Origin of the sequence: Testudinibacter sp. 'clade 2', from assembly GCF_006227735.1 — a bacterium.
In the GTDB taxonomy this organism is placed as follows: Bacteria; Pseudomonadota; Gammaproteobacteria; order Enterobacterales; family Pasteurellaceae; genus Chelonobacter.
Genome location: NZ_VDHB01000015.1, coordinates 15,059 through 27,753, shown reverse-complemented (window position 1 = coordinate 27,753; position 12,695 = coordinate 15,059). Strand labels below are relative to the sequence as shown.

The following is a 12,695-nucleotide window of genomic DNA, read 5'->3' as shown; positions in this document are numbered from 1 at the left end:
CCTGACTATAACAAAAAACCCGCTCGGCGTTAACCGAACGGGTGGCTTGAACATCAACAAGCAATTATTTTTTATAAATTTTATTGTCCAATGCTAATGCGCCCGGGCCGGCAAACACAAAGTACAAAAACACTAGCGAATACAATGCCGCTAATTCACCTTGATTCAACAACGGCATCAAAATATTGCCTGCGGCACCGTGCACCATGAAATAGGCTACTGCCATTTGGCCGGACAGCAAGAATGCCACCGGGCGAGTGAACAGTCCCAACGCCAACAAAATGCCACCACCGATTTCCAACACCCCGGCCAAACCATATTGGGAAAACAGCGCCACGCCGCCGTTACCGCCGGTCATCGAAACCGGATATTCGAAAAACTTCGCCGTACCGTGCCAAATAAATATATAGGCGGCGATAATGCGTAATAGTGCCAAAGCGTATGGCGCGAATGAATTTAATTTGTTGTTCATAAATTTCTCTCTGATAAACGTTAAAATGTAAAAAGGGTGTTACTAGCAAAAGTGCGGTCATTATAGTTTTCCAAATGAATCAAACAACCCAAGAAAAAGAAACGTATTATCAACCCAAAAGAAATCATCCGATGTGACACTGCTGCAAAACCCCCTTTTTACATAATAGGGGATGTTGAGCTTTGTTTATCGCAATTGTCGCTGAAATTATTGCGACCTCGATGCTGAAAGCCTCACAGCAATTCACTCATTTCGCGCCGAGCATGATCGTGGCGATCAACCTTTTTTCGAAAACAGTGAGGCATTAAAAGATAAAAATCGGCATCTTAGCGGTGCCGATGATAGCGCAAAGTGCGGTCAGACTTAGCCGTAAGTACAGAAATAGGCGGTTTCGACTGCGACTTTCAGATCAAACGATTGGTTGGAATCGACGGTAAAGGTTTCCCCGGCTGTGAACGTTTGCCATTCATCGCTTTGCGGCAGTTTGACGGTTAGGGCGCCGCTGATCACTGTCACGGTTTCAAACTGGCTGGTGCCGAAGGTGTATTCACCGACCGCCATCACCCCGACCGTTGCCGGTAAGGTTTCAGTTTGCAACCCGATTGAGGCTACTTTGCCGTCGAAATATTGATTGATTTTTAACATATTGCTTTCCTTTTGTTGATAAATGATATTTAGCATTCTATGTGATAACTTAATTAAAAATCAATAATCTTTTTAATTTTCAAGATAAAAACTAAATTTAAGCACAAAGTGCGCTATAAACCGCACTTTGACATCAACTTGATATTAGCCGACTTGAACGCAGGTCATATCCAACGAACCGCCAACAAAATCGGTATTGAAAATATTCAGCTTGTCGTCAGGATCTTGCAGCGCCAAAATATACAGCAACGGCAGATAGTGCTCCGGTGTCGGAATGGCTTTTTGCACGTCTTCGCCTAACGAGCGGTAGTTCGCCAATGAATCCAAATCACCTAAACGAATCAAATCCAACAGCGTTTGTTGTGCGCTGTGTGCCCAGTCATAGCCGAACAGTTGATCCGGGCGCTGCCAGTCGATTAGGCGCAAATTGTGGATCAAATTGCCGCTGCCTAGAATCAACACTCCCTGTTCCCGCAGCGGTTTTAGCTGTCGTGCCAGTTCGAGATGCTGCTGCATTGTCAAACGTCTGCCCAAACTGAGTTGCACCACCGGAATGTCCGCCGCCGGATACATCTGTTTCAACACCGCCCAAGTGCCGTGATCCAAGCCTTGTTCCATATCAAGACTGATATTCGGGTTGTCCACCAAATCTTTCACTTGTGCCGCCAACGCCGGAGCGCCCGGCACCGGATATTGCACTTGATACAGCGCCTCCGGAAAACCGTAAAAATCATAGATCAGCTCTGGATTGGGGGCAGCGGTTTCTGCCACCCCCATCGAGATCCAGTGGGCAGAGATCACCAAAATCGCTTTCGGTTTCGGCATTGCCTGTGCCGCTTGACGCCATTTCGGGGTGAATGGGTTGTCTTGAATCGCCAACATGGGCGAACCGTGACCGATAAAAATCGCCGGCATTTTGTTGTTCATATTAACTCCTTGTGAATTTGTATCTTTGAAGTATATGAATCAACCAATAGGAAATAAAGTGCGGTTTTGTTGATGGATGATTTTCTATCGGGAAATAATAGATAATGTCATTGTTTACGCTATGGATATTTTTTCAGACTGTGTAACACGGTCAAAATGAATACGTTATTTTCCACCTCATTGTATTCATAAACAATCCGATAGCGTTGACAAAAAGCGTATCGGCTACCGTCAGACTGCACTTTATAGGCTTTCGGGAATTCTGAAATAAAATCAAATTTTTCAAAAAAAAGTGACCGTAATTTTGCAACACTTCGAGCAGAATTGGTATATTCACCAACGCTAGTGAGAATATCCTCTAATTCAGTTAATGCTCGAACAGAAAAATTAAGCGAACGCTTTGATATTTTGTTCAAACTCTACTTCCTCGTTCGCAATCCGTTCAACAATCTCAAGTGTTAGTAATTCTGCCTCTTCAAGTGTAACAATACGACCAGCTGCAATATCCGCCCGCCCCGCTGCAATGTTTTCAGCCAGATATTCATCATATCCTTTTTCTTTTATCAGCATACAAGCCTCCGTTTTTAATTATAGTAACTGTGTTGCCACAGAAACACAGTTACTATTCATTTTATTTCCAATATTAATCAGTGACTACACTTCATAAGTCGTAGAAGCGATATCACCGCCTTTGCCGGTCCAGTTAGTGTGGAAAAACTCGCCGCGTGGTCGGTCGGTGCGTTCGTAAGTGTGCGCGCCGAAGTAGTCACGCTGCGCTTGTAGCAGGTTGGCCGGCAAACGGGCGCTGGTGTAACCGTCTAAGAACGTGATGGCGGACGCCATGCACGGCATTGGCAAGCCGATTTCAATCGATTTCGCCACCACTTTACGCCATTCCGGCAGCGCATTTTCCAAAATGGTTTTGAAATAGCGGTCGGCACCCAAGAATTGCAGATTCGGATTAGTCTCGTAAGCATCACGGATATTGCCCAAGAACGCACTGCGGATAATACAGCCCTCGCGCCATAAAAGTGCGGTGTTGCCGTAGTTCAGATCCCAATGGTTGTTTTCTGACGCTTCACGAATCAGCATAAAGCCTTGCGCATAAGAGATGATTTTTGAAGCCAGCAGCGCTTTGCGTACCGCTTCGATCCATTGCGCTTTGTCGCCTGTAACCGTGCCGATCTGCTTATTGAACAACGCTTGGTTTTCTACCCGCTGTTCTTTAAAGGCAGAAACACAGCGGGCAAATACCGCTTCGCTGATCAAGGTCAACGGAATGCCTAAGTCCAATGCGTTGATGCCGGTCCATTTGCCGGTGCCTTTTTGCCCGGCAGTATCCAGAATTTTTTCTACCAACGGTTCGCCGTTTTCATCACGATAACCGAGAATATCGGCAGTGATTTCGATCAGGTAGCTGTCCAATTCGGTTTTGTTCCACTCACTGAACACCTGATGCAATTCGTCATAACTTAAGCCCAGCCCTTCTTTCAAGAATTGGTAGGCTTCGCAAATCAACTGCATATCGCCGTATTCGATACCGTTGTGTACCATTTTCACAAAATGCCCGGCGCCTTCTTTACCGACCCAGTCACAGCATGGCTCACCGTCTTTGGTTTTGGCGGAAATCGCTTGCAGGATTGGTTTCACATACGGCCACGCTTCGGCATTGCCGCCCGGCATGATGGACGGTCCGAAACGCGCGCCTTCTTCGCCGCCGGATACGCCGGCGCCGATAAAGCGAATGCCTTTTGCCGCTAAATCTTTTACGCGGCGGTTGGTGTCCGGATAATTGGAGTTGCCGCCGTCAATGATGATATCGCCCTGCTCCAAGTGCGGTAACAGGCTGTCGATAAATTGATCGACCACTTCACCGGCACGCACCATCAACATCACTTTACGCGGTTTTTCCAGTTTATCGGCTAAATCCTGCAATGAATAAGCGCCGATAATATTGGTGCCTTTTGCCGCCCCTTGCAAAAATTCGTCCACTTTGCTGGTGGTGCGGTTGTAAGCCACCACCTTGAAGCCGTGGTCGTTCATATTCAGAATCAGATTTTGCCCCATGACCGCAAGTCCGATTACACCGATATCACCTTTCATGTTTGTTTCCTTTTAGTTTGCTAAAATTGTTGATTAATATGTTATACCGCACTTTGTAAATGGGTAGATGCAATCCACCCCTACCATCATTTCAATATATCTCGGTTAAATTACTGCAACTGCGACGCCGCATCGGCATCTAAATACCATTCGGTATTGCCGTTATTCGCCTTGATCCGTGCCGCTGGATAGGGCAACTCGTTCTCGCCTGCCTGTTGAATTTCATGCAACAGATCAGCTTTACTGGCGCCGGTGACCAAATAGGTCAGGCGTTTCGCATTTTCGATAAGGTAAGCAGATTTGGACACCCGTAGTTGGCCCGATTGCGGCTGCTTCGCCACGATGGTCAACGTTGTTGTGGCAAAATCCACTTGCAGCGGAAACAGTGAGGCGGTGTGACCGTCCGGCCCCATACCTAAAATAATCCAATCAAACTCCGGCACACCAGCACTGTTTTTTGGCACGACGGCCAACATTTCAGCGGCAAAGCGTTTGGCTTCGGCTTCCGGCTCGTCTTCGCCACGAATGCGGTGGATATTCTCCGCCGGAATCTGAATATGATCGAACAGTAAACGCTGCACTTCACCGTAGTTGCTCTCTTCATCATCCGGCGCAACGCAACGTTCGTCACCCCACCAGAAATGCAGGTTTTGCCAATTAATTTTGTCGGCATACTGTTCTGCCAGCGTTTTAAACAACAACTTCGGGGTGCTGCCGCCGGACAGCGAAATATGCACCGGCTTGGCTTGTTGACTATAGGTTAAAAATGCTTCGGCTATCTTCTCTACCGCACTTTGTGCGTCTGCAAAAGTAATATAATTCATGTTATAACTCACAATATTCCGTATTCGTTAAATTTTTACACGGGAAACGCCAACTGCGGTTTTTGGATTCCATCATAAAATCTGCTTCTTGTGGCCCCCAAGTTCCGCTGGCGTATCCATATAGTTTTGGGTTATTGGCTTTATAATCCAATATCGGTTGGACAAATTTCCAACAGGCTCGTACCGCATCACTGCGAGAAAACAGGGTTGCATCTCCCAACAGTGAATCCAGCAGCAAGCGTTCGTAAGCATCCAGAATATTCTTATCCGCCAAGTCCTGATAATGAAAATCCATCGATACCTCTTTGGCTTCAAATCCGGAACCCGGATTTTTCAAGCCGAAACTCATCACGATTCCTTCATTCGGTTGAATGCGGATAATCAATTTATTCTCCGGTGCATTGGTGCTGAATACCGGATGTGGGGTTTTCTTAAAGTGAATGACGACTTCAGTCACCCGAGTCGGCAGCCGTTTGCCGGTGCGGATATAAAACGGCACGCCGCTCCAACGCCAGTTGTCGATCTTCAATTTCAGTGCCATATAGGTTTCGGTGCGCGATTGCGGATCAACGCCTTTTTCTTCGCGATAACCGTTCTGGTATTCGCCACGCACTTTAGCACCGGTATATTGCCCCAGCACCAGATATTTTTCCAAGTCTTCATCACTCAGCGGATGCAGGCTCTGCAGCACTTTCACCACTTCATTACGCATCGCATCAGCATTGATCACCGCCGGTGATTCCATCGCGATCATCGCCAACACTTGCAGCAAATGGTTTTGGAACATATCGCGCATTGCGCCGGAGCCGTCGTAATAGCCGCCGCGTTCTTCCACACCAAGCGATTCTGCCCCGGTAATTTCCACATAATCGATGTAATTACGATTCCACAGCGGCTCAAACAAACCATTAGAAAAGCGCAGCACTAAAATATTCTGTACGGTTTCTTTGCCTAAATAATGGTCGATCCGATAGATTTGCGATTCGTCAAAATCCTCATGCAGTTTGCTGTCGAGGCTGATTGCCGATGCCAAATCGTAGCCGAACGGTTTTTCCACCACTAGGCGTTTCCAACCGTGATTCTGGTGGTTCAGCCCATGCGCCGCCAGACATGCCGGGATCACCGGATACAGGCTCGGTGGCGTGGAAAGATAGAACAGCGTGTTGCCGCCGGTATGGTGCGCTTGCTCCAACTGCTGCAACCGCACTTTGACTTTGGCATAATCGGCTTCGTTCGAGGTATCAATCGCTTGGTAATAAACATGCGAAAAAAACTCATCCATCTCAGCCGCTGCAATGTTTTCGCTCTTTGCCAAAATTTCACTCAATTTTTCACGATATTGTGCGTCACTGTATTCGGTTCTGCTCACGCCTAAAATCGCAAAATCATCTGCTAGACGACCATTTTTAAACAAATGATATAAGGCAGGAATCAATTTACGGTGGGTCAAATCTCCCGAAGCGCCAAAAATAACAAGGCTGTTGTTGTCCGGTTTTTTCATTTTTTATCCTTTCAGGTCCACGACCTTTTTGATCAGCAATCATTGCAGTCTAATAAGATGAATTCTTGCCGTCAATCGCTTATTATACGCTTATCGTCTATTTTAGGCTCAGCATTTGATCATTTACGGTTTATTACACTGTTTTTCTGCATTCGGTTTAAGATGCTGTTGAAAACGCACCACCTTTCGCCACGGAAACGCCGCATTGCCTAGCATAATAAAATCAGGATTGATCAAGGTATTGCGCCGATTATAGCTCAGAGGTTCGCCGTATAAATCCACGATTTTGCCGCCGGTTTCACGCAAGATACATTCAACCGCAGCGGTGTCCCACTCACCGGTTTTGCCCAAACGAATATAACAATCGCTACGTCCTTCCGCCACCAGCGCACCTTTTAGACCACTGGATCCGTAACGCAACAGTTGGTATTCAAACTGATCTCGAAAACACGCCAACACCTGATCTTGCGCCACATTCTGTCCAACAACGATTCGAATCACTTCATCACTTGGGGGGCAAGTTTGTAAACGACTAATCACGCCGTTTTGCTGCTTATAGGCGCCAAATTTATCCATTGCGTAAAATGCCAATCTTGGCACCGGGGAATAGACAATGCCCAACGTTGGCTGATGATCTTGCACCAAGGCGACCAGTACTGAAAATTGATCGGTCTTTTGCAAAAACTGTTGTGTGCCGTCCAACGGATCGACCAACCAATATTGTTGCCAATGGCGACGCTCGCTGAACTCAATGGTTTGACTCTCTTCCGACAGCACCGGCACACCGGGTGTCAACGCTTGCAATTCATCCACCAAAAAACGACTGGCTGCCAAATCTGCGGCGGTAACCGGCGTATTGTCCTGCTTCAATTCACTGTCGATATCCTGATAATAAAAAGTCAACAGCAGCTCGCCTGCCCGTTTGGCAATCGACAAGGCGGCGTTCAGCAGTTCGTTGGTCAAGATAATTTTATTCATAACAACCGCCGTTTATGCTTCTGATTGCGCCGCTAGATGATCGCGCAGCAGGTAAAGTGCGGTCAGATTACGCGCCTCACAAAAATCCTGTTGAGACAACAGCTGATCCAACTCACTGAGCGGATACGCCACCAGCTCCAGCGGCTCCGGCTCGTCGCCGACCAAGCACGATGGCGTTAACTGTTCGGCAAGAAAAATGTGCATCGGGTTATGCATAAAACCAGGGGAGGTGATCACGGTGCGCAGTAGTGTCAATTTATCGGCTTTGAAGCCAATCTCTTCCTGCAATTCACGGTTGGCGCTTTGTTGCGGCGTTTCGCCCGGATCCATCAGCCCTTTGGCAAAACCCAGTTCATAACGTTCGGTACCGACCGCATACTCTCGTACCAATAATAAGTTGTCTTGGTGAATTGCCATCACCAAGACCGCACTTCGCTGGCTGGGTTTAAAACGTTCGAATGTTCGCCGCTCACCGTTGGCAAATTCCAAGTCTACCGCTTGGATTTCAAAAATTTTTGATTTGGCAGCAACAGAGAGAGAAAGGATTTTGGGTTTTTGCCGAGTTTCACACATGCTGGCTCCTGCGGATTAACTATAAATCCCGGTAACAATAGCATATAATCAGGCTTCGTGACCAGAAGATGTTGATAGCGACAGCATCATTTTGGAGTATTTCCGCTGCACTTTCACGACAGCGTGCGGTCACATTGTCCGTGGCATTTAGCGGCCAATAACCCATGATAACAAAAACCATAAACAAGGATTAAGCGTGAAAATCATCGATTGGGACAACATCGATACCATATTATTTGACCTGGACGGCACCTTGATCGACCTGCATTTAGATGCCTATTTTTGGAAACAGCTGGTGCCGCAAACCTATGCCGACAAAGAGGGCTTGGACGCACAAACTTGCCACGCCCGGATTCAACAGCTTTACCGCGATATTGAACACAGTATGCAGTGGTACGATATCGATCATTGGGCGAAAACATTGGATTTGCCGATTCGCGAAATGCAGCGGCAGCACGCTCTCAATACCCAAGTGCGTTCGGGTGTTTACCCGCTGTTGGAATCACTACAAAAATTAGACAAGCAATTGATTTTATTGACAGATTCACATCCTTTTAGCCTGCAGGTAAAAATGGACAACTGCAATCTGAGCGGTTACTTCGAGCAACTACTCTCGTCTCACCAATTCCAAAGACCAAAAATGCACAGCGCACTGTGGCAATCGGTGTATCAACACTGTCAGCTCAATCCCGACCGCACTTTGTTAATTGACGATATGGAGCCGGTGTTAGATCAGGCTAAAAGCAATCAAATGGCGTACACGTTAGGCATCACAACACCCGACTCGCAACAACCGCCAAAGCAATTTAACAACCACCCAAGTATCGCCGATTTTCAGACTTTATTAGGCTCGTTATCAGGATAAAAAATGGAACAGGTCAGATTGGACAAATGGCTGTGGGCAGCCCGTTTTTATAAAACCCGCTCGATTGCCCGCGAGATGATCGACGGCGGCAAGGTGCATTATAACGGACAGCGAAGCAAACCCAGCAAAATCGTCGAAATCGGTGCAATGCTGAAGTTGCGTCAAGGCAGTGATGAAAAAGAGGTGGAAATTCTAGCCATCTCCGACAAACGCAACGGCGCAGCACAGGCACAGTTGCTGTATCAAGAAACCACCGCCAGCATCACCAAACGCGAACAAATCGCCGCCGCCCGCAAAGCCAACGCCCTTTCAATGCCCAACCCCGAACGGCGCCCGAATAAAAAAGAACGACGCGATCTGATTCGGTTTAAGTATCAAGAGTAGCCAATTCTTGCTTGAGTGTAATGCTATTTTGCATTACAATTTATGCTGATAATAAAACGAAAGGAGCTAATATGGCAACGTTAAATATCCGTTTAGATGATCAGTTGAAGCAAGATGCCTACCACGCATTACAAAAAATGAATATGACTCCGACCGAAGCCGTTCGAATCTTGTTTCAATATGTAGCACAAAATGAAAAATTTCCCATTCAGACCGTTATGCTCAACGACGAGGATTTAGCATTACTTGAAACCGTACGCTATCGACTAAATAATCCTGAGCAAGGTATCAAGGTAACTTTAGATGAGCTATGAACTGGTTTTTGATCCAAGAGCATTAAAAGAGTGGCGAAAATTAGGGGAAACAATCAAAGTTCAACTTAAAAAGAAACTTTTTGAAGTCCTAAAAAATCCTAAAATTGAAGCCAATCGATTACGGGAATTTCCAAATTGTTACAAAATTAAATTACGCACTTCTGGGTATCGCTTGATCTATCAAGTACAAGATGAAAAAGTAACAGTTTTTGTGATTGCTATTGGTCAGCGTGACAGTGAGAAAGTCTATAAAAATACGCAAAAACGAATCGGCACATATTAGACTAGGAAATGAGATCAACCCATTATTTGTTCCCCTTGCAAATCCACAAAACACCCATATATACAAGCCAAACATAAATACATCACAATGGACAAAATATGACCGAATTTAACGCTTACCAACCAGACAATGACACCCTGCACCGCTACCTGTTTCAGCAAAAAGCGGTGCGTGGCGAGTGGGTGCGCTTGAACCGCACTTTTGAAGAAACCTTGAATACCCATCATTATCCGAAAGCCGTGCAGAATCTACTGGGCGAGATGCTGGTAGCAACCGGTTTATTGACCGCCACGCTGAAATTCGAAGGTGATATTACCGTTCAAATTCAAGGAGACGGTCCGTTAAAGCTGGCGTTGGTCAACGGTAATCATCAGCTGCAATTGCGTGCCTTGGCACGGGTAGAAGGTGAGATTGCTGATGACAGCAGCTTGCAGCAGATGATCGGCAAAGCGGTGTTAGTGATTTCCATCAACCCAAAACAGGGCGAGCGTTATCAAGGGATTGTCGAATTGAGCAAAGCAACCATCAGCGAATGCCTACAGGACTATTTCGAACGCTCCGAACAACTGAAAACCGCACTTTTCATCAAAACCGGTGAGTTTGAAGGCAAACCGGTTGCCGCCGGTATGCTGCTGCAAATTATGCCGGATGGCAGCGGTTCGGTTGATGATTTAGACCATTTGCAGATGCTGACCCACACGGTTAAAGCGCAGGAATTGTTTGCTTTGCCGGCAGAAGAGTTGTTGTATCGGCTGTATCACGAAGAAACCGTCGAGTTGTTTGCTCCAAGTGCGGTCAGCTTCCACTGCGGTTGCTCTGCAGAGCGCTCCGGGGCAGCGCTATTATTGATTGATGATGCCGAAATTGATGAAATTTTGCACGAACATAATGGCAGTATTGATATGCAATGCGAATGTTGTGGCACCCACTATTTTTTCAACAAACAGACTATCGAACAACTTAAACAAAATTCGAACCGTGCCTAAACAATTCCTTAACAGGAATAGCTAATTCTATTAAAAAGCGCGACGCCACAAGGTTCGCGCTTACTTTTTTTCTGACAGCTATGTTGAATAGTTTGATCCAGCTAACATTTTTATTTCTGTTTTTCTTCTACAATAACTGCGGAATTTGATTTTTAATAACTTACTAAAAAACAGAGGTAATAAAGATGACAGATGTAGCTTCAGTAGTAAAAGAATTGTCCGTATTGGGAATCCACGATGTGAAAGAAGTGGTGTATAACCCAAGTTATGAATTCTTGTTTGAAGAAGAAACCAAAGCAGATTTACAAGGTTACGAAAAAGGCACATTAACCACCACCGGTGCAGTAGCGGTCGATACCGGCATTTTCACCGGACGCTCACCGAAAGACAAATATATCGTCTTGGACGAAAAAACCAAAGACAGCGTGTGGTGGACCAGCGACAAGGCCAAAAACGATAACAAAACCATGACCCAAGAGACTTGGGGCAGCCTGAAAAAATTAGTGGCAGATCAACTTTCCAGCAAACGCTTGTTTGTGATCGATGCGTTCTGCGGCACCAACCCGGACACCCGTTTAGCAGTGCGGATCGTGACCGAAGTGGCATGGCAGGCGCACTTTGTGAAAAACATGTTTATCCGTCCAAGTGACGAAGAGCTGAAAGGCTTCAAGCCGGATTTCACGGTATTAAACGGATCAAAAACCACTAATCCGAACTGGAAAGCGCAAGGCTTGAACTCGGAAAACTTTGTGGCATTCAACCTGACCGAAGGCGTGCAACTGATCGGTGGAACTTGGTACGGCGGCGAGATGAAAAAAGGCATGTTCTCAATGATGAACTACTTCCTGCCGTTAAAAGGGGTGGCTTCCATGCACTGTTCTGCCAACGTTGGCGAAGATGGCGATGTTGCGGTCTTCTTCGGCTTGTCCGGCACCGGCAAAACCACCCTTTCTACCGATCCGAAACGCCGTCTGATTGGTGATGACGAACACGGTTGGGACGATGAAGGCGTATTCAACTACGAAGGCGGTTGCTATGCCAAAACCATCAATCTGTCTGAAGAAGCTGAGCCGGATATTTACCGTGCGATTAAACGCGATGCGCTGTTAGAAAACGTAGTGGTGTTAGAGGATGGCACTATTGATTTCAACGACGGTTCGAAAACCGAAAATACACGGGTTTCTTATCCGATCTACCACATCCAAAATATCGTTAAACCAGTTTCTAAAGCCGGTCATGCGAAAAAAGTGATCTTCTTGACGGCTGATGCCTTCGGCGTGTTGCCACCGGTTTCCAAACTGACCCCGGAGCAAACCCAGTATTACTTCCTGTCTGGTTTCACCGCCAAACTGGCCGGTACTGAGCGTGGTATCACTGAACCTACCCCAACCTTCTCTGCCTGTTTCGGTGCAGCATTCCTGTCATTACATCCGACACAATACGCAGAAGTACTGGTAAAACGCATGCAAGCCTCCGGTGCGGAAGCCTATTTGGTTAACACCGGTTGGAACGGAACAGGCAAACGGATCTCTATTAAAGATACTCGTGGTATCATTGATGCGATCTTAGACGGTTCAATTGAAAAAGCAGAAATGAATCAATTACCTATCTTTAACTTAGCCATTCCGACAGCGCTTCCTGGCGTTGATCCGGCGATTTTGGATCCGCGTGATACTTATGCCGATAAAGCACAGTGGCAAGCCAAAGCAGAAGATTTGGCAGGTCGTTTTGCGAAAAACTTCGACAAATATACCGACAACGACGAAGGCAAAGCTTTAGTCGCCGCCGGTCCAAAAGCCTAAGTTTAATCAATCATAATGACAAACCGCACTTTGAACAA

Annotated in this window: 17 protein-coding genes; 7 read left to right on the top strand and 10 right to left on the bottom strand. The window is 46.4% G+C overall.

Features of this window, described 5'->3' with window-relative positions; translation table 11 throughout:
• Nucleotides 1–64 precede the first annotated feature (64 nt).
• Nucleotides 65–472: a DoxX family protein gene (locus FHQ30_RS01805; RefSeq protein WP_139610641.1), complete on the bottom strand. Its 408-nt coding sequence runs from the start codon at nucleotides 470–472 to the stop codon at nucleotides 65–67.
• Between the two features lie 182 nt (nucleotides 473–654).
• On the opposite strand from FHQ30_RS01805, the gene FHQ30_RS01800 reads away from it, so the two are divergent.
• Nucleotides 655–780 carry an SMR family transporter gene (locus FHQ30_RS01800; protein ID WP_139610640.1) on the top strand — a complete coding sequence of 42 codons (126 nt, stop codon included), beginning with the start codon at nucleotides 655–657 and terminating at the stop codon, nucleotides 778–780.
• Nucleotides 781–835: 55 nt separating this feature from the next.
• On the opposite strand, the gene ppnP is transcribed toward FHQ30_RS01800, so the two are convergent.
• From ppnP to nudE, 9 genes are all read right to left on the bottom strand, one after another.
• Nucleotides 836–1,117: a pyrimidine/purine nucleoside phosphorylase gene (ppnP, locus tag FHQ30_RS01795; protein ID WP_139610639.1), complete on the bottom strand. Its 282-nt coding sequence runs from the start codon at nucleotides 1,115–1,117 to the stop codon at nucleotides 836–838.
• 144 nt (nucleotides 1,118–1,261) lie between these two features.
• The gene (gene ygiD, locus FHQ30_RS01790) at nucleotides 1,262–2,044 is read right to left on the bottom strand and encodes a 4,5-DOPA-extradiol-dioxygenase (RefSeq protein ID WP_139610638.1); all 783 of its coding nucleotides are present in this window, start codon (nucleotides 2,042–2,044) and stop codon (nucleotides 1,262–1,264) included.
• A 119-nt stretch (nucleotides 2,045–2,163) separates the two neighbouring features.
• Nucleotides 2,164–2,460: a type II toxin-antitoxin system RelE/ParE family toxin gene (locus FHQ30_RS01785; RefSeq protein ID WP_139610637.1), complete on the bottom strand. Its 297-nt coding sequence runs from the start codon at nucleotides 2,458–2,460 to the stop codon at nucleotides 2,164–2,166.
• Entirely contained in the window at nucleotides 2,432–2,614 is a 183-nt protein-coding gene (locus FHQ30_RS01780; RefSeq protein ID WP_139610636.1) for a hypothetical protein, read from the bottom strand. Before FHQ30_RS01780 ends, FHQ30_RS01785 begins: the two co-directional genes overlap by 29 nt.
• 84 nt (nucleotides 2,615–2,698) lie before the next feature.
• The gene (gnd, locus tag FHQ30_RS01775; protein ID WP_139610635.1) at nucleotides 2,699–4,147 is read right to left on the bottom strand and encodes a decarboxylating NADP(+)-dependent phosphogluconate dehydrogenase; all 1,449 of its coding nucleotides are present in this window, start codon (nucleotides 4,145–4,147) and stop codon (nucleotides 2,699–2,701) included.
• A 110-nt stretch (nucleotides 4,148–4,257) separates the two neighbouring features.
• Nucleotides 4,258–4,971, bottom strand: coding sequence for a 6-phosphogluconolactonase (gene pgl / locus FHQ30_RS01770; RefSeq protein WP_139610634.1), 714 nt, complete (start codon nucleotides 4,969–4,971; stop codon nucleotides 4,258–4,260).
• Between the two features lies 1 nt (nucleotide 4,972).
• Nucleotides 4,973–6,472, bottom strand: coding sequence for a glucose-6-phosphate dehydrogenase (gene zwf / locus FHQ30_RS01765; RefSeq protein ID WP_139610633.1), 1,500 nt, complete (start codon nucleotides 6,470–6,472; stop codon nucleotides 4,973–4,975).
• A gap of 123 nt (nucleotides 6,473–6,595) precedes the next feature.
• Complete coding sequence (gene cysQ / locus FHQ30_RS01760; protein WP_139609024.1) at nucleotides 6,596–7,450, bottom strand: 3'(2'),5'-bisphosphate nucleotidase CysQ; 855 nt, start codon at nucleotides 7,448–7,450, stop codon at nucleotides 6,596–6,598.
• A gap of 12 nt (nucleotides 7,451–7,462) precedes the next feature.
• The gene (nudE, locus tag FHQ30_RS01755; RefSeq protein ID WP_139610632.1) at nucleotides 7,463–8,023 is read right to left on the bottom strand and encodes an ADP compounds hydrolase NudE; all 561 of its coding nucleotides are present in this window, start codon (nucleotides 8,021–8,023) and stop codon (nucleotides 7,463–7,465) included.
• 196 nt (nucleotides 8,024–8,219) lie between these two features.
• Here nudE and yrfG point away from each other — a divergent pair, with 196 nt between their 5' ends.
• The 6 genes from yrfG to pckA all read left to right on the top strand — a co-directional run bounded on the left by yrfG (nucleotide 8,220) and on the right by pckA (nucleotide 12,657).
• Nucleotides 8,220–8,888, top strand: a complete 669-nt coding sequence (gene yrfG / locus FHQ30_RS01750; protein WP_267963767.1) for a GMP/IMP nucleotidase — start codon at nucleotides 8,220–8,222, stop codon at nucleotides 8,886–8,888.
• A 3-nt stretch (nucleotides 8,889–8,891) separates the two neighbouring features.
• Nucleotides 8,892–9,272 (top strand): ribosome-associated heat shock protein Hsp15, encoded by a 381-nt coding sequence (gene hslR, locus FHQ30_RS01745; RefSeq protein ID WP_139610631.1) that lies wholly within the window; start codon nucleotides 8,892–8,894, stop codon nucleotides 9,270–9,272.
• Nucleotides 9,273–9,343: 71 nt separating this feature from the next.
• On the top strand, nucleotides 9,344–9,586 hold the full coding sequence (locus FHQ30_RS01740) for a type II toxin-antitoxin system RelB/DinJ family antitoxin (RefSeq protein WP_139609021.1): 243 nt from the start codon (nucleotides 9,344–9,346) through the stop codon (nucleotides 9,584–9,586).
• The gene (locus tag FHQ30_RS01735; RefSeq protein WP_139609020.1) at nucleotides 9,576–9,869 is read left to right on the top strand and encodes a type II toxin-antitoxin system RelE family toxin; all 294 of its coding nucleotides are present in this window, start codon (nucleotides 9,576–9,578) and stop codon (nucleotides 9,867–9,869) included. The genes FHQ30_RS01740 and FHQ30_RS01735 overlap by 11 nt, the downstream gene beginning before the upstream one ends.
• Before the next feature lie 98 nt (nucleotides 9,870–9,967).
• Nucleotides 9,968–10,855 carry an Hsp33 family molecular chaperone HslO gene (gene hslO, locus FHQ30_RS01730; RefSeq protein WP_139610630.1) on the top strand — a complete coding sequence of 296 codons (888 nt, stop codon included), beginning with the start codon at nucleotides 9,968–9,970 and terminating at the stop codon, nucleotides 10,853–10,855.
• A 185-nt stretch (nucleotides 10,856–11,040) separates the two neighbouring features.
• Nucleotides 11,041–12,657 (top strand): phosphoenolpyruvate carboxykinase (ATP), encoded by a 1,617-nt coding sequence (gene pckA, locus FHQ30_RS01725; protein WP_139610629.1) that lies wholly within the window; start codon nucleotides 11,041–11,043, stop codon nucleotides 12,655–12,657.
• Nucleotides 12,658–12,695 lie beyond the last annotated feature (38 nt).